A 14,805-nucleotide genomic window follows, 5' to 3' on the forward strand; every position below is an offset into this window, starting at 1 on the left:
GCCCGCTGGATAAGTGACTGACGCCTGCCGTGAGTGTTGTTACACTTGTGTTTCGCTTCTCGCCACTACAGGTCGTTCACACAGCACGATGGAATCCTGGAAGATTAACCTCATCTCTGTCTGGTTCGGGTGTTTATTTACCGGGCTGGCGATCAGCCAGATTATCCCTTTTCTTCCGCTCTACGTTGAGCAACTTGGCGTCACCGATCCCAGCGCGCTGACGCTGTGGTCCGGCCTGATTTTCAGTATTACCTTCCTCGTTTCTGCCATCGTCTCACCGATGTGGGGCAGCCTTGCCGACCGTAAAGGCCGCAAGCTGATGCTGCTGCGCGCCTCGCTGGGAATGGGTATCGTCATTTTGCTGCAGGCGTTTGTCACCAGTGTCTGGCAGCTGCTGGCGCTGCGAGCGCTGATGGGGTTGACCTCCGGTTACATTCCGAATGCGATGGCGCTGGTGGCGGGGCAGGTGCCGCGTGAGCGCAGCGGCTGGGCGCTCAGCATGGTGACCACGGCACAAATCTGCGGGGTGATAATGGGGCCGCTGATGGGCGGGCTGCTGGCGGACTGGGTGGGTTTGCGCGCAGTGTTCCTGATCACCTCCGCACTGCTGCTGGTGAGTTTCCTGATTACGCTGTTCCTGATTAAAGAGAACGGCCAGCCGCGGGTGAAAAAAGAGAATAAGCTGAGCGGCAGCATGGTATTTCATACCCTCAGCCGTCCCGGGCTGATGATTAGCCTGTTTTTCACCACGCTGGTGATCCAGCTGTGTAACGGTTCAGTTAGCCCAATTCTGACGCTGTTCGTGCGCGAGCTGGAGCCTAACGTGCAGAACATTGCCTTTATCAGCGGGGTTGTTGCGGCTATTCCTGGGGTTTCTGCACTGCTCTCCGCGCCAACGCTCGGCAAGCTGGGGGACCGCATTGGCGCGGAACGCATCCTGTTTGCCGCCCTGATCTTCTCGGTGCTGCTGTTTGTCGCCATGTCCTGGGCGAACAGCGCGGTTGAGCTGGGGATCCTGCGCTTCCTGCTGGGCTTTGCCGATGGTGCCATGATGCCAGCGGTACAGACGCTGCTGCTGCGTTACTCCAGCGACCAGGTGACGGGGCGCATCTTTGGTTATAACCAGTCGTTTATGTATCTTGGCAACGTCGTGGGGCCGCTGATGGGGTCGGGGATCTCGGCGATTGGCGGTTTTCGCTGGGTGTTTGCGGCGACGGCGCTGGTGGTGCTGATAAACAGCGTGCAGCTGATTTGGGTCTATCGCAAATCCGCCCGGCGCAAAATCACGCCGGGCAGTTCGCCTTAGGCCGCGAGTTTAAAACTGACCTGATAGCGATACTGGCGTGCAGACAGCAGGAAGTCCGGGCTGACGCTCGGGCTCCAGGAGTCATCACCGCCGACCCCCATATGGAAACCATCGACAATCAGCCAGCTGCCCGGCTCGTCGCGCAGCAGGTGGCGGTGCGAGGTGTCGCGCAGCTGCTCCATGCTGTGACGGCCGATCGAGAAGTGAAACTCCCCGCTGAGATGCCAGTCGCCGTAGTCCAGCTGCTGCGTACCGCCGCGCAGGCCGTTTTCGCCCGGGAAAACATACGCAGTACTGAGCTGCTCTAACGGCAGCGTCCAGCGTGAGAACTCGGCGGCGAGCCTGCGGTCGGGGTAGTTCTCATGCGGGCCGAGGCCGAGCCAGCTGACGCTCTCCGACACCGTGGCCAGCTGGCAGCGTAAGCCAATGCGCGCTGGCTGCGGCTGCCCGGCGGCGATATCCACTTCTACCTCCACCTGCATCTCTCCCTGAAGGTTAATGCGGTAGCACTTGCGGCTGAGGAAACAGAGTTCCCCGCCAGCCTGCCAGGCGTGCAGCGTGCGGATCTGCACGCCATCGCTCAGGGCATCGACCTGCATCTGCAGGAGCTGGCTCTCCAGCTGATAGTGCCCGGCGCGTTTCCAGCGCTCTACCCATGCATGAGGATCGATGCGCGTCACTTCGCTGATGCCGATATCGTTATCCAGCGGCGCACGCGCGAACAGATCCTGCAGCGGGAAGAGCAGCATAGGCTGGCCGCCGCGCAGCCACTGTAGTAGCTCTCCGCTCTCCTGGCTGAACTGCCAGCGCTGCTCGCCGTGCGTGACTTCCGTCAGCAGCGCATGCTGTTCAACGCGCGGCACTTCACCCGTCACCGGGAGCGGCGGGAGTGTCAGCGCGGCGGGCAGACGCCAGCCGTCCCACGCGACCCGCTGTCCGGCCGGAGACCAGGCAGTGGCGGCCGGCTGGATAACCTCCACCCGCAGCCACAGTTCACCAGCCAGCGGCGGAAGCTCTGCCAGCGTCAGCGTGGTGCTGCCCTCTACGGCCAGGTCGAGGGCCACTTCTCCTTCAGCCACCGCGGTGCCCTGATGCTCAATACGCCAGCGCAGCAGCTCGTTGTCGCTGTGACGGAACAGATATTCGCTGCGAATACCCACGCTCAGCGGGGCCGTGCTCTCCAGCGTGAACTGGAAAAACTGCTGGGCGCGCTGCGCTTCATACAGCGCCGGATGCGGCGTGCGGTCGGCGAAAACCAGCCCGTTCATGCAGAACTGGCGGTCGTTAGGCGTATCGCCAAAATCGCCGCCGTAAGCCTGCCACTGCTGACCGTCGGCATCGGTACGCGTCAGGCTCTGGTCTACCCAGTCCCAGACGAAGCCTCCTTGCAGCCGGGGATACTGACGAAACGCCTGCCAGTAGCGGTCGAAACCACCCAAGCTGTTGCCCATCGCGTGGGCGTATTCGCACAGGATCAGCGGACGCGTCTCTTCCGGCAGGCCGATCCATTTCTTGATCGACCATTTGGGAACGGCATCAAACGGCTGATCCTGATCGACGCGCGCGTACATCGGACAGAGGATATCGGTCGCCGCCGTGTCGGCCCCGCCGCCTTCATACTGCACCGGGCGGCTAGGGTCGTGACTTTTGATCCAGCGGTAGAGCGCGTCGTGCGTGCTGCCGTGGCCCGATTCATTGCCCAGTGACCAGATGATGATGCAGGGGTGATTGCGGTCGCGCTGTACCATGCGCGTGACGCGTTCGCTGAAGGCGTTAAACCAGCTGGGATCGTCAGACAGTCGGTTCATCGGCTGCATGCCGTGCGTTTCGATATTGGCCTCATCAACCACGTAAAGGCCGTAGCGATCGCACAGGCGATACCACAGCGGATGGTTGGGGTAGTGAGAGCAGCGCACCGCGTTGAAGTTGTGCTGCTTCATCAGCAGGATATCCCTGACCATGGTGGCCTCATCCATCACCTGGCCATGCTGCGGATGATGTTCGTGACGGTTGGTGCCGCGGATCAGCAGCGGCTTGCCGTTGAGCTTCAGTAGCCCACCGCTGACTTCCACCTTGCGGAAGCCCACATCGTAAGCTTCGGCTTCCAGCAGCGTACCGCTGGCATCCAGCAGGGCCACCACTGCGCGGTAAAGGTGCGGAGTTTCAGCGCTCCACAGCAGCGGCTGTTCCACCTGCAGTGACAGCCGGGTGCGATCGAGGTAGCGCCCGCGTTCATCAATCACCGCGCTGCCAAACGCCTGCTGCTGCTGCGCAATCAGCTGCTCGCCGCGCCACAGCGTCACCTGGGCCTGACAGGCGCTGGCGTCATTCAACGAAGCGACCGCCAGCACCTGCAGCTGCGCGGATCGGTAGCCGGCGCACAGCTGCGTGTCGATGTGCACGCAGCTGAGCTGTACGGCGGGCTTATGCAGCAGGCTAACGTCGCGGAAAATCCCGCTCATGCGCCACATATCCTGATCTTCAAGGTAGCTTCCGTCACACCAGCGCAGTACCAGCACCGCAAGGCGGTTTTCCCCGGCGTGTAGCGCCCGGCTGAGGTCAAACTCTGCGGGCAGGCGGCTGTCCTGCGAATAACCGATAAACTCACCGTTGCACCACAGGTAGAAAGCAGAATTGACGCCGTCAAAGATGATGCGCGTCTGGCCACCGCTAAGCCACTCAGCAGAGCATTCAAAGGTGGTGGAGTAGCAGCCGGTCGGGTTATCGCGGGGCACAAAAGGCGGATTGACCGCAATCGGATACTGCACATTGGTGTAGATCGGGGCGTCATAGCCAGAGAGCTGCCAGTTGGAGGGAACCTGCTGGCGGTCGGCCGACGGCAGATCGCCGAGCGTCCACTCATCCGGTACCGCCTCAGGGCAGGCAAAATAGCTAAAACACCACTCGCCATTGAGCGACTGCAGCGACGGGCTAACCTCCTCATCACGCGCCGACTCCACGCTGCGCCAGCTGGCAAAAGGCGGATGGGCGGGCAGGCGGTGAAGCTGAGTCACTGCCGGGTTTTCCCAATGGCGCTGCGAAAGCAGCTGTTGCAGAGAGAGCGGGGCGCGTTCTGTCATGAGATTAACCTCTAAAATGTTATGCGCTCACATTGAGGCCGCATAACGATTTTGTAAAGATAAAAGGCGGGGCGATGCGAGAGCGATCGCAAGATTTATCACTGAAGAAAATCCGTTAATGTTGCCACTGATGCAGGGTTGCGGCAGGAAAACCACAGCAAAACGTTAAGTGTAGAAACGCCCTGTTAATAGCGCGTGTAAGCAGAGAATTCTGCATTGTGGCGGGCCTGAGCCGCGCTTACTATCAGCGCAAAAGGTCCTTAACGTCGTATTGAGGTTTGATAATGGTGAGTATTATTAGAGCAGTGAGTATTGTGGCGCTGGTGGCGGCACTGAGTGGATGTCTGTTCCCGCCTCCGGGCGGCGGCGGTGGTGGCGGCTGGGGCGGACCTGGCGGCGGCGGCGGACCTCATGGTGGTTTCAGCGGCCCGCGCGGCTAACTTTATCGGGGGCCTGTTTTGGCCCCCGTTTTTTTAGGGCCAGCAGCCGAAAAATAACGCGTCACAATGAGCGAAACGTTTCGCCTTTATTTAACAATTTTCCTCCCTTTGATCTGCGCTTAAGTCGCGAAAAAATAACGCGAATACAGGTTTTCTTTTTTCAAATCTGGTGATACCGTCTTGCTTTAACTTGCTGAGACAGTCGCATGAAAAACCTCATTGCAGAATTGCTGGTCAGACTGGCGCAAAAAGAGCAGGAATCGAAAGAACTGGTCGCTCAGGTCGAAGCGCTTGAGATTGTCGTCACTGCACTGTTACGCAAAATGGACGGCGGTCAGCTTCAGCAGATCAATGACAGCATCTCCGAAGCGATGCAGACCGCGTCCGTCACGGTCGAACCTGAGCTTTCTGAAGATATGTCACTGCTGGAAAATTACATTCAGCGCCTGCTTAACCACCCCCGCCAGTAATCTTCTTTATGCACGCGGTGCTCACAGGTCTGTGGCAGCGGGCAACGGGCGAGAAATAAAGCCTTCGTCTTATTCATTTCCCTTAAAATTTACGCAAAAATCCCTCGCCGAAAACAAAACTCATGCCACACTTTATTGTGTCGATATAACAATAATGGGATGGGATACGCATGAAAGTTCAATTAATGCTGGCGGCGGCTCTGCTATCACTAACGGCGGCAGGCTATGCCAGCGCGGCCGAAAAAACCGCACAACAGCAAAAAATGACGGTGTGTAATCAGCAGGCGGGTGAAAAATCCCTGAAAGGGGATGAGCGTAAAACCTTTATGAGCGGCTGCCTTAAGAAGGACAGCAAAATGGATGGCATGACGCCGCAACAGATGAAGATGAAAACCTGTAATGCCCAGGCCGGCGAAAAAATGTTGAAGGGTGACGAGCGTAAAACCTTTATGAGCAGCTGCCTGAAAAAAAGTTAACTCATGCGGGCGATCGAACGGTCGCCCGATTTTCCCCCGCGCTTTAACTAAACTAATCCTAAACCGCAGCGGGTTAAGCACGCTTATTGCTGCTTTCGGCACGCTGAGTTAAGAAAAATCCCATTTTTGCACTAAAATATCGGGATCTTTTTTTCGACACCATCATGAGCCAGTCACACTGTCTTGGATCGTGTCGCGTGCAACCTAAGGATTCGTTGTATGGTGGCTTTAATCATTATCGGCATCTTTATTATTAGCGTGATTTACGCCCACTCGCGCGGAGTGGTTAAACAAAAGCTGTCGCGCCAACTATTTGACCACTCTACTTTTATGGCACCGGTAAATATGTTTATGACCGGCCTGTCCTCACTGCCTGCGAAACAGCCCTATTTCGATAACGCTGCGTTCCCCGAATTACAGAAAATCACCGATAACTGGCAGGTTATTCGCGAAGAAGCGGTGCGCCTTCAGGACCATATTAAAGCTGCGCAGTCGCATAATGATGCCGGTTTTAACACCTTTTTTAAGCGCGGCTGGAAGCGTTTCTATCTCAAATGGTATGGCGATGCTCACCCCTCGGCACGCGAGCTGTGCCCGGTGACCAGTGAGCTGCTGAGCCAGATCCCGTCGGTCAAAGCGGCCATGTTTGCCGAGCTGCCTGCCGGAAGCCATCTGGGTAAACATCGCGATCCCTATGCCGGATCGGTGCGTTACCACCTGGGGCTACAGACACCGAATGACGATCGCTGCTTTATTGACGTGGACGGTCAGGTGCACAGCTGGCGCGATGGTGAAGCAGTGATCTTCGATGAAACCTATGTCCACTGGGCACAAAATGCCAGCGAGCAGACGCGTATCATCCTGTTCTGCGATATTGAACGGCCGATGAAGTGGCGCTGGGCGCAGGCGGTGAACCACTGGGTTGGCACGGCGCTGATGTCGGCGGCGGCCTCTCCCAATGATGATAACGACCGCGTGGGTGGTATTAACCGCATCTTCAAGTACGTTAACGCGGTGCGTGATGCCGGGCAGAACCTGAAAAAGCGCAACCGCGCGCTCTATTATGGGATCAAGCGCACGCTGATCGTGCTGATTTTTGCGCTGATTATCATTCCGAGCGTTCTGATGTAGGCGCATCGACATATTTGGTTAAACATTTAAAAAAGGCGGCTAACCAGTGAGTTAGCCGCTTTTTTTTATACCTTATCGTTCGAACTGTTGCCAACGAGCCCCCGCCTGCCAGGCATAAGATATTGATACATTTTGTGTGGATATAGCAAAAGGAGAGCTGGGTGAGTTATCAAAACGTTCTGGTATTAAAAGATCTGGCAGAGAATAAACCGCTGAAAGCGCCGGTTGGCGACACCGACATTTTGCTGATTCGCCAGGGCGATGAGGTCAAAGCGTATCAGAGCGAGTGCCCCCACTCCGGCGCCCCGCTCGAGGAGGGTGCGATCTATCAGGGAACGCTGACCTGCCCGTGGCACAAAGCCACTTTCTCCCTGCTTGACGGTGCGCTGTGTGAACCGCTGGCGCTCAGCGATCTGAAACGCTATCCGGTGCGGGTGGAGAACGGCATGATCCAGGTGGATCCGCAACCGATGCCGCCGCTCGCCACTTTCAGCGCGGGTGACAGCAAGCCGGTCTTTGTGATTCTGGGGACGGGCGCGGCGGGCAGTGCCGCCGCCTGGACGCTGCGCCGTGAAGGGTTTGATGGGCGCCTGGTACTGGTGGACCGCGAATCAGAGGCGCCTTATGACCGCACCGCGCTGACCAAATTTGTGCCGTCCGGAAAAATGAAAATCAGCGAAGTTCCTGCGATGCTCGATGACGACTTTTTCCAGTATGCAGAAAGGTTGCAGGGTAATGTCGAACAGCTCGACAGCCGCCAGCAGCTGCTGCGCTTTGCAGATGGCAGCACGCTGCAGTATGACAAACTGCTACTGGCCAGCGGTGGTGTTCCTCAGCGCCCTGATATTCCCGGTAACGCGCTGGCAGGGGTTCACGTTCTGCGCAGCATTGAACAGTGCGCCGCGGTGATGAAGGCCGTGGAGCAGCAGCGTAAGCTGGTGATTATTGGCAACAGCTTTATCGGCATGGAGCTGGCGTCGGCACTGCGCGCCCAGGATATCGCGGTGCAGATCGTCGCCCCGCAGCCGCTGCCGTTCAAAGCCCAGTTTGGCGAGCAGCTGGCACGCTTTTTCCGCGATCTGCATCAGCAGAACGGCGTGGAGTTTATCACTGACGAAGTGGCTGAGCTGACCGCCGAGAACGGACACGTCAGCGGCGTGCGGCTGAAAAGCGGCCAGCAGATTGCCAGCAGCGTGGTGGTGCTGGCGACCGGCGTTACGCCGGGCTGCGGTTTTATCCACGATATCGCTCTGCAGGGCGATGGCAGTCTGGCAACCGATGAAGCGCTTCAGGCCGCTAAAAATGTCTGGGCGGCAGGTGATATCGCCAGCTATCCGGCGGAGGAGGGCCTACAGCGCATTGAGCACTGGCGCGTGGCGCAGCAGCAGGGAAGGATTGCTGCCAAAAATATGCTGGGTGCCGGCGAGGCGTTCGACCGCGTCCCGTTCTTCTGGACGGCCCAGTTCGGCACGCGCTACGAATATCTTGGTCACGCGGAAAAATGGGATGAAGAGCGGCTGATCGGCTCGTTAAGCGATAAAACGTTCGTCATGCTTTACGGGCAGAAAGGCAAGCTGGCGGCGGTGGCCTCCTGCGGGTGCTATACCTTCACCGCTGAACTGGTGCAGCGAATGCAGCAGCCGATGACGCTGGACGCGGCGGAGCAGCTCAGCCGGGCGCATCTCTCAGCCTGAACAGCGCAGCCAGCGGGTAACCCCGCTGGCTGCGTTTTTTTACTGCTTGCTCATCTGCTCGGATTTCGCCATGCACTGCTGCATCGCTTCCATCACCGCCGAGCGGAAGCCTTTCTGCTCCAGCACTCTTACTGCTTCAATGGTGGTGCCGCCCGGTGAGCACACCATATCTTTCAGTTCGCCCGGATGCTTGCCGGTCTCCAGCACCATTTCCGCTGCGCCTTTCACCGCCTGTGCGGCAAATTGGTAAGCCTGAGCGCGCGGCATCCCGCCCAGCACGGCCGCATCGGCCATCGCCTCAATAAACATAAATACATAGGCCGGGGCAGAACCGCTGACGCCGACCACCGCGTGGATCAGGTACTCCGGCACCAGCGCCGCTTTACCGAAGCCGCTAAAAATCTCCACTACCGCATCGGCCTCTTCTTTGGTCACCAGTACATTGGGGGTGACCGAGGTCATGCCCTCGTTGACCAGCGCGGGGGTGTTCGGCATAACGCGCACGATTTTACGGTCGTGGCCAAGCACCGAGGCCAGCGAGTCCAGCGTCACGCCCGCGGCAATCGAAACCACCAGCGTCTCTTTATTCAGGCTGCCCGCAATATCTTTCATCACCGACAGGATCGCATTAGGTTTTACCGCGCCGAACAGAATATCGGCCTGCCCGGCCACTTCGGCTGCGCTCTCTGCCGGGGTGATGCCATACTGTTTCTGCATCGCCAGATTGGTTTCGGGCTTGTGGTCAAATACCCAGATATTCTCCGCTCTGACCTGCCCGGCGGCGACCAGGCCGGCTATAATCGCCTTCGACATATTACCGCAGCCAATGAAGCCAATTTTCTTGTCCATGAGATTCTCCCTGCTAATTCTGTTTACGAAGTTGGCGTGATGCCATCCCCACACCTTAACTGGATCAGATTAAGTTTGCCATTCGGCAAAAGAATGGGAAGATCGCGCTATTCCCGACTCAATATTATAAGGAAATGGCGATGCCAATCTGGGTGGATGCCGATGCGTGCCCGAAAGTGATCAAAGAAGTGCTGTACCGTGCAGCCGAGCGTGAGCAGATGATGGTGACGCTGGTGGCGAATCAGGGGCTGAGCGTGCCGCCATCGCGCTTTGTGCGCACGCTGCGCGTTCCGGCGGGCTTTGACGTGGCCGACAACGAAATTGTGCGCCGTGCGGAAGCGGGCGATCTGGTGATCACCGCCGATATTCCGCTGGCGGCCGAAGTGATGGAGAAGGGCGCGATTGCGCTGAATCCGCGCGGTGAACGCTACAGCGAAGCCACTATTCGCGAGCGGCTAACCATGCGTGACTTTATGGATACCATGCGCGCCAGCGGGGTGCAGACCGGTGGGCCGCCGGCGCTCAACCAGCGCGATCGTCAGCAGTTTGCCAATGAACTGGATAAATGGTTACAACAGCAGCGTAAGTAGTGGCGAGACCCTCTCCCGCCGGGCGGGAGAGGGTGTTAGCGGTCAGACAAAGTTGTCGTCATCAAAATCATCGCCAAACGCATCATTGCTGAAGTCGTTATCGCTGGCGTAATCCTGCTGCAGGCCGTTATCCTGGCTGAGGAAGGACTGATTATCCCCGCCGTTAAAGGTATCGAGATTATTATCAAACTGCGGGTCCGGCATCGCCGGTTCGTTAATGATATTTACAATCTCTTCCGGCTGCGAGTGGTGGAACATGCTGGTCAGCATATCCGCCATCACTACGCCGCCGGCAACGCCGACCGCCGTTTGCAGGGCGCCGCCAAGAAAACCACGCCCGGCAGCAGGGGCTGCGGGCGCCTGGGCATAGGCGGGCTGCTGCTGTGGCTGGGCGGGCGCATTTCCCCACGCTGATTGCGCAGGCTGCTGGACTGGCTGCGGCTGCGAACGGCTGCCGCCAAACAGCCCGGAGAGGAAACCGCCGCTGTTCTGCTGGGGCTGCTGAGCCTGTGCCAGCTTCGCTTCCAGCTCACTCACCCGGCTGTTAAGCTGCTTCATTGCCGCTTCCTGGATCAGGATAGCCTGCGCCATGTAGTAGGGCGCGCCGGGTTGCGCTTGCACCTGCTGCTGGATCAGTTTTTCCGCCGCGGCGTCGCGCGGGCCGGAGTGTGACTCTGCCTGTTTTAAGCGGGTAAACAGGCTTTCGATCAGTTGTTGTTCTTCGCTCTGCATGGGGTTCCTCCGAAAACGGGCGATAGGTTAATTCTGACTATCCGCCGGTGAAAGTAAATGCTGTCGGAGTAAGGAAATGTTGCACCCCCTTACGCGGCTTATTTATTGTGTAAAGTAAATGATACAACTGTAATTTTCTTTTCAAAACATCGTGTTATTGAGGTTTTCCTCCCCGCTTGCTGTACAGAAAACGTTACTGCTGGTCCCGGTGAATAATGTCCGGTATCATGCGTCAAAGTTTTTCAATGTTTGCCCCTCGGTGCGCGATGACCCGCGTCGGAATCGTTAAGGAAGTGCCTGTTATGTCATTACCCATTTATCTGATCGGCGCACGTGGCTGCGGTAAAACCACCGTGGGTCAGGCTCTTGCTCTGGCATTAGGGTACGCTTTCTGCGACACCGACCATTACCTCCAGCTCTCCAGCGGCCAGAGCGTATCGGACATTGTCAGCGCCGAAGGGTGGGAAGGATTTCGCCGTCGTGAAACCCTCGCTGTGAAAGCCGTTACGCAGCCGGGGACGGTGATTGCCACCGGCGGGGGGATGGTGCTGGCCGAAGAGAATCGCCAGTTCATGCGCGAGCAGGGGCAGGTGGTCTATCTTAATGCGGACGCAGCGGTGCTGGCGGCGCGGCTGGAAGCCTACCCGGAAGCCGAACAGCGCCCGACGCTGACCGGGCGCCCGATTGCCGAAGAGATGGTCGAAGTGCTGGCGGCGCGTGATGCGCTTTATCAGCAGGCGGCGCACCATATTATCGATGCGATGCAGTCGCCAGAAGCGGTTGTCAGCCAGATCGTCAGCGCACTCTCCCTCGCTCGCGCCAGTTAACTTCGCCTTTTTCTCCCCCTCCTGCGCGATAAAGCGCTGTGCTTGTCTATACTTTGACAGTGGCCGGTTTGCTGGCCACGCCGTGAAAGGGATCTCTTTCGCGTGCTTTTCTGACAGCCAAGAGGGGATGAGTATGCCAGGAAGACCGCCATATCCACGCGAAGCACATATTGTAGAGGTTGAAAAGGGCGCACCCGGCAAATCCGTTGTCTGGTATGAGCTGCGTTCTGACCATCCGAAACCTGACTCGCTGATCAGCGAGCATGAGAGTCATCAGGAGGCGCTGGATGCTAAAGAGCGCTATGAGGATGCTGAAAAAGAGTAATCCTCACTCCGCCCTGGCAGGGACGCCAGCGGCTGGCACACTATCACCTGGCGTTATTAATTATTTCTTTACCCGCACTTCCGCTAATTTTTCTCAATATGCATCGCAGCATATTTCGCTGGTCACGCCCGGGATCCCGCCATATATTTTTATTTTTTAATCTGCATCAGGGATAATAAATTCTCATCGCCCCGCGGCACCTGATTATCCTTTTTCCTCCCCTTAAAGCCGAATGAAATTAATCCTTGACCGCCAGGCGTACGCGCCGTAGGTTAAATTTATCAGAAACAGGAACAACAGTTCCTAATAGTGGAACTACCCGATGAGCACGCTTGAAAATGCTTCCGCCGTACTCAAACTGTTTAACCGCAGCGGCCTGACTCAGGGCCAGCCAGGGTTGACCTTTACTGATGTGGTTGAGGCATTAGGTCTGCCAAAAAGTACCGTTTCGCGCCTGTTGTCGACGATGGAAAACGAAGGGCTGCTGGAGCGCGATGCGGAAACCCGCTGTTTCCATGTCGGGCGCATGCTGCTGTCGCTGGCCAGCCATTATCTCTCCACGCCGCTGGTCGATGGTGCCTCATCCATGATGGCGCGGCTGGCCGCAGAGTCCAGCTGTACCGGCTATATCTCGGTGCTGGAAGGGCGCGAGATTATGGTGATGCGTATGTTCCAGGGGCGGATGTTTATTCAGGTAGTAACCCCGCCGGGCAGCCGGTTACCGGCTGCGGAAACCTCGGTCGGCCGCGCCATTCTGGCACGCTACAGCGATGACTTCGTGCGCAAGCTCTATGCCGGAGCCTGGCAGGTGAGTTCCCCTAATTCGCCGCAAACGCTGGAGCAGCTGCTGGCCGAACTGGCGCGCATTCGTGAACAGGGTTATGCGCTGGCACGCAATGAGACCCTGCAGGGCATCAGCTCGCTTGCCACCACGATTACTAACAAACATCGGGGAGAAACCGTGGCGCTGTGCCTGTCGTTCCCTTCACAAAATCAGGAGCCGCCATACTCCTCCGCCACGCTGGATGCGCTGCAGATGGTCACGCGTCAGCTGGCAGGGAAATATGGCGATCTCGCCAATACGATGGCTATTTCCGCCACCGTGTAATACTCACCTGATATCCCCTTATGGATATCAAGTACGCCTCACCAGGGCATTAGCAGTACCGTCAATAATACAACATTCTAATAAGGTCTCTCAGAGACCAGTGATAATAAGCAAAATGTCCCCCCGCAGTATCGGGGGACTATTTTGCCACGGGCAAAAAACATCATTCCATCACCATCGGACAGGGTCTTTACCGGGGAAAATATGCGGCAGGATAATCCTTTAAAGGATGCTGGCACCATTGTGGTGCTGCTTCTACTTTCAGTGCTCGGCGCCATTATTGGCGTGCAGCTGTTAACCACGCTGGGCGTGACGCCTAACACCTCTATTATCGGCGCCCTGCTGGCGATGCTGCTGGCACGTATTCCACTCAAAGCCTTCCAGCGCTATCGATCGATTCATACCCAAAACCTTGCGCAGACGGCGATCTCTTCTGCCACCTTTGGCGCCGCGAATAGCCTGCTGATGCCGATTGCCGTGCCGTGGGTTATGGGGCAGCCACAGCTTATCCTGCCGATGTTTGTCGGCGTCAGTGCGGCGATGCTGCTGGATGCTTACCTGCTGTATCGCCTGTTTGATACTCGCGTTTTCCCGGCCAGCAATGCATGGCCACCGGGCGTGGCGGCGGCGGAAGCGATTAAAGCGGGCGATAAAGGCGGCAGCCACGCCTGGCTGCTGCTGGTCGGCGTGCTCGGCGGCATCGTCGGCTCAGTGCTGAAAATCCCGATGGCGGCCTTTGGTACCGCGTTTATCGGCAATATCTGGGCGCTGAGCATGTTTGGCATCGGCTTACTGTTACGCGCCTACGCCCAGCCGATTGCCGGAATTGATATCAACGCTAACTATATTCCGCACGGCGTGATGGTCGGCGCCGGGCTGGTGGCGCTGATTCAGGTGGTACAGGTGATCCGCAGCAAAAAGAGCGACACCACGGTTTACTCCAGCCCGGATGCAGAGGTGCGCAAAGCGCTGGGACTGGGAACGGTGGGCTACCTGGCGATTGCCGCCCTGCTGGCGCTGAGCGCCGGGCTGTGGGCGCAGATGTCACTGCCGATGCTGCTCGCCTTCATCATCTATGCCGCCTTTGCGGCCTTTGTTCACGAGCTGCTGGTGGGCATTGCGGCGATGCACTCCGGCTGGTTCCCGGCTTTTGCCGTGGCCCTGATCACCCTGATCATCGGTATCCTGATCGGCTTCCCGCCGCTGGCGCTCTGCGTGCTTATCGGCTTCACCGCCGCCACCGGACCGGCATTTGCTGATATGGGTTATGACCTGAAAGCCGGCTTTGTGCTGCGCGGGCATGGTCGCGATCTGCAGCAGGAGCTGTGGGGCCGGCGCATACAGCTGTTTGCCGCGCTGATCGCCTTTGTCGTCTCGATCCCCGTGGTGTGGTTCGCCCATGCCAGCTTCTTTAGTCAGGATCTGATCCCGCCTGTGGCGCGGGTGTATGCCAAAACCATTCAGGCCGGAGCGGAACCGGGTATCGCGCATAACTTACTGATCTGGGCGATTCCTGGCGCAGTGATCCAGCTGATCGGCGGGCCGAAGCGTCAGCTCGGCGTTCTGCTGGCGACCGGCCTGCTGATCTTCAACGCAATGGCCGGCTGGGCTGTGGTCACGGGTATCGTGCTGCGCCTGATCATTACCCGTATCTGGGGCGATCGCGGGCGTACGCCGATGGAAGTGATGGCCGCCGGATTTATTGCCGGTGATGCGCTTTACAGCTTTTTTAACTCCCTTTTCAGCAGCGGCACCAAACGATAATTAAGGTAACGAC

At 57.9% G+C, this 14,805-nt stretch carries 14 protein-coding genes; 11 read left to right on the forward strand and 3 right to left on the reverse strand.

Annotation, left to right across the window (positions count from 1 at the left end; all coding sequences use genetic code 11):
• Positions 1 to 88 precede the first annotated feature (88 nt).
• Complete coding sequence (locus ID864_RS21570; protein ID WP_048917008.1) at positions 89 to 1,306, forward strand: multidrug efflux MFS transporter; 1,218 nt, start codon at positions 89 to 91, stop codon at positions 1,304 to 1,306.
• On the opposite strand, the gene ID864_RS21575 is transcribed toward ID864_RS21570, so the two are convergent.
• A complete protein-coding gene (locus ID864_RS21575; protein ID WP_191150340.1) occupies positions 1,303 to 4,386 on the reverse strand; it encodes a beta-galactosidase in 3,084 nt (1,027 codons plus the stop codon). The two genes, ID864_RS21570 and ID864_RS21575, sit on opposite strands and share 4 nt — an antisense overlap.
• Positions 4,387 to 4,670: 284 nt before the next feature.
• On the opposite strand from ID864_RS21575, the gene ID864_RS21580 reads away from it, so the two are divergent.
• The 5 genes from ID864_RS21580 (at position 4,671) to ID864_RS21600 (ending at position 8,597) form a co-directional block, all read left to right on the forward strand.
• On the forward strand, positions 4,671 to 4,826 hold the full coding sequence (locus ID864_RS21580) for a hypothetical protein (protein ID WP_191150341.1): 156 nt from the start codon (positions 4,671 to 4,673) through the stop codon (positions 4,824 to 4,826).
• A gap of 206 nt (positions 4,827 to 5,032) precedes the next feature.
• Positions 5,033 to 5,296 carry an anti-adapter protein IraP gene (iraP, locus tag ID864_RS21585; RefSeq protein ID WP_099753604.1) on the forward strand — a complete coding sequence of 88 codons (264 nt, stop codon included), beginning with the start codon at positions 5,033 to 5,035 and terminating at the stop codon, positions 5,294 to 5,296.
• A gap of 170 nt (positions 5,297 to 5,466) precedes the next feature.
• Positions 5,467 to 5,772 (forward strand): PsiF family protein, encoded by a 306-nt coding sequence (locus ID864_RS21590; RefSeq protein ID WP_133624328.1) that lies wholly within the window; start codon positions 5,467 to 5,469, stop codon positions 5,770 to 5,772.
• 219 nt (positions 5,773 to 5,991) lie between these two features.
• Positions 5,992 to 6,903 carry a lipid A hydroxylase LpxO gene (gene lpxO / locus ID864_RS21595; RefSeq protein WP_048917005.1) on the forward strand — a complete coding sequence of 304 codons (912 nt, stop codon included), beginning with the start codon at positions 5,992 to 5,994 and terminating at the stop codon, positions 6,901 to 6,903.
• Positions 6,904 to 7,064: 161 nt separating this feature from the next.
• The gene (locus ID864_RS21600) at positions 7,065 to 8,597 is read left to right on the forward strand and encodes an FAD-dependent oxidoreductase (protein ID WP_191150342.1); all 1,533 of its coding nucleotides are present in this window, start codon (positions 7,065 to 7,067) and stop codon (positions 8,595 to 8,597) included.
• A 39-nt stretch (positions 8,598 to 8,636) separates the two neighbouring features.
• Here the strand turns inward: ID864_RS21600 and proC are convergent, their stop codons facing one another.
• Positions 8,637 to 9,446, reverse strand: coding sequence for a pyrroline-5-carboxylate reductase (proC, locus tag ID864_RS21605; protein WP_048917003.1), 810 nt, complete (start codon positions 9,444 to 9,446; stop codon positions 8,637 to 8,639).
• 140 nt (positions 9,447 to 9,586) lie between these two features.
• Here proC and ID864_RS21610 point away from each other — a divergent pair, with 140 nt between their 5' ends.
• Positions 9,587 to 10,036 (forward strand): YaiI/YqxD family protein, encoded by a 450-nt coding sequence (locus ID864_RS21610; RefSeq protein ID WP_048917002.1) that lies wholly within the window; start codon positions 9,587 to 9,589, stop codon positions 10,034 to 10,036.
• A gap of 42 nt (positions 10,037 to 10,078) precedes the next feature.
• Here the strand turns inward: ID864_RS21610 and ID864_RS21615 are convergent, their stop codons facing one another.
• Entirely contained in the window at positions 10,079 to 10,768 is a 690-nt protein-coding gene (locus tag ID864_RS21615; protein ID WP_191150343.1) for a DUF2076 domain-containing protein, read from the reverse strand.
• A 302-nt stretch (positions 10,769 to 11,070) separates the two neighbouring features.
• Here ID864_RS21615 and aroL point away from each other — a divergent pair, with 302 nt between their 5' ends.
• From aroL to ID864_RS21635, 4 genes are all read left to right on the forward strand, one after another.
• Positions 11,071 to 11,595 carry a shikimate kinase AroL gene (gene aroL / locus ID864_RS21620; protein ID WP_048917000.1) on the forward strand — a complete coding sequence of 175 codons (525 nt, stop codon included), beginning with the start codon at positions 11,071 to 11,073 and terminating at the stop codon, positions 11,593 to 11,595.
• A gap of 133 nt (positions 11,596 to 11,728) precedes the next feature.
• Positions 11,729 to 11,920: a YaiA family protein gene (locus ID864_RS21625; RefSeq protein ID WP_048916999.1), complete on the forward strand. Its 192-nt coding sequence runs from the start codon at positions 11,729 to 11,731 to the stop codon at positions 11,918 to 11,920.
• Positions 11,921 to 12,242: 322 nt separating this feature from the next.
• Entirely contained in the window at positions 12,243 to 13,028 is a 786-nt protein-coding gene (locus ID864_RS21630) for an IclR family transcriptional regulator (RefSeq protein WP_191150344.1), read from the forward strand.
• A 204-nt stretch (positions 13,029 to 13,232) separates the two neighbouring features.
• Positions 13,233 to 14,792 carry an OPT/YSL family transporter gene (locus ID864_RS21635; protein WP_191150345.1) on the forward strand — a complete coding sequence of 520 codons (1,560 nt, stop codon included), beginning with the start codon at positions 13,233 to 13,235 and terminating at the stop codon, positions 14,790 to 14,792.
• Positions 14,793 to 14,805 lie beyond the last annotated feature (13 nt).

The sequence above is a fragment of the Erwinia aphidicola genome (assembly GCF_014773485.1).
Taxonomy (GTDB): domain Bacteria; phylum Pseudomonadota; class Gammaproteobacteria; order Enterobacterales; family Enterobacteriaceae; genus Erwinia; species Erwinia aphidicola.

Bases quoted from the DNA above. Each gene is read 5' to 3' on its own strand.
- ID864_RS21570 (WP_048917008.1), top strand. From the start codon at position 89: ATGGAATCCTGGAAGATTAACCTCATCTCTGTCTGGTTCGGGTGTTTA.
- ID864_RS21575 (WP_191150340.1), bottom strand. From the start codon at position 4,386: ATGACAGAACGCGCCCCGCTCTCTCTGCAACAGCTGCTTTCGCAGCGC.
- ID864_RS21580 (WP_191150341.1), top strand. From the start codon at position 4,671: ATGGTGAGTATTATTAGAGCAGTGAGTATTGTGGCGCTGGTGGCGGCA.
- iraP (WP_099753604.1), top strand. From the start codon at position 5,033: ATGAAAAACCTCATTGCAGAATTGCTGGTCAGACTGGCGCAAAAAGAG.
- ID864_RS21590 (WP_133624328.1), top strand. From the start codon at position 5,467: ATGAAAGTTCAATTAATGCTGGCGGCGGCTCTGCTATCACTAACGGCG.
- lpxO (WP_048917005.1), top strand. From the start codon at position 5,992: ATGGTGGCTTTAATCATTATCGGCATCTTTATTATTAGCGTGATTTAC.
- proC (WP_048917003.1), bottom strand. From the start codon at position 9,446: ATGGACAAGAAAATTGGCTTCATTGGCTGCGGTAATATGTCGAAGGCG.
- ID864_RS21610 (WP_048917002.1), top strand. From the start codon at position 9,587: ATGCCAATCTGGGTGGATGCCGATGCGTGCCCGAAAGTGATCAAAGAA.
- ID864_RS21615 (WP_191150343.1), bottom strand. From the start codon at position 10,768: ATGCAGAGCGAAGAACAACAACTGATCGAAAGCCTGTTTACCCGCTTA.
- aroL (WP_048917000.1), top strand. From the start codon at position 11,071: ATGTCATTACCCATTTATCTGATCGGCGCACGTGGCTGCGGTAAAACC.
- ID864_RS21625 (WP_048916999.1), top strand. From the start codon at position 11,729: ATGCCAGGAAGACCGCCATATCCACGCGAAGCACATATTGTAGAGGTT.
- ID864_RS21630 (WP_191150344.1), top strand. From the start codon at position 12,243: ATGAGCACGCTTGAAAATGCTTCCGCCGTACTCAAACTGTTTAACCGC.
- ID864_RS21635 (WP_191150345.1), top strand. From the start codon at position 13,233: ATGCGGCAGGATAATCCTTTAAAGGATGCTGGCACCATTGTGGTGCTG.